This is a genomic window from Streptomyces durbertensis, assembly GCF_014156695.1.
Lineage (GTDB): Bacteria > Actinomycetota > Actinomycetes > Streptomycetales > Streptomycetaceae > Streptomyces > Streptomyces durbertensis.
The window spans coordinates 1-451 of record NZ_WMLF01000945.1 but is presented as its reverse complement, the minus strand read 5'-3'; the positions used below and the strand labels follow the sequence as shown (position 1 = coordinate 451).

The following is a 451-nucleotide window of genomic DNA, read 5'->3' as shown; positions in this document are numbered from 1 at the left end:
GCGGGAGAGGCGCCTGGGGCGGGAGGCGACCAGGGGAGTACGGGACGAGTGCCGACGGCGTTCAGATCCACTCGGAAACCGACAAGACCTGCGGGGATAAGGTCCCCTTAGGGGACTCGCGGCGACACGCCGTGCCATGATGCGGCGACCATGACACCCACCGCCCGACGGTCCTCCGAGACCGCCCCGACGCCCCCCGCGGAGCAACCGCCGCGCGGGCTGCGCGCCGTGCGCGCGGGGCTGTTCGGAGCGGTGTGCGCCGTGCTGGCGGCAGCCGGCCACGGCACGGTGTCCGGGCACGCGGTGCCGCCGGCCGTCCTCCTCCCCGCGGCGGTCGGCACGGCGGCACTCGCCTGGTTCGGCGGCGACCGTCGCCGCGGCCCGCTGGCCATAGTCGGCACGCTTGTCGGCATCCAGACCTTCCTCCACCTGCTGTTCAGCGTGCTGTCCC

1 pseudogene is annotated in these 451 nt (G+C 74.7%); it reads left to right on the top strand.

The features are described from left to right. Positions 1-150: 150 nt before the first annotated feature. Positions 151-451: pseudogene (locus tag GL263_RS27805) on the top strand (hypothetical protein); the annotation flags it as partial.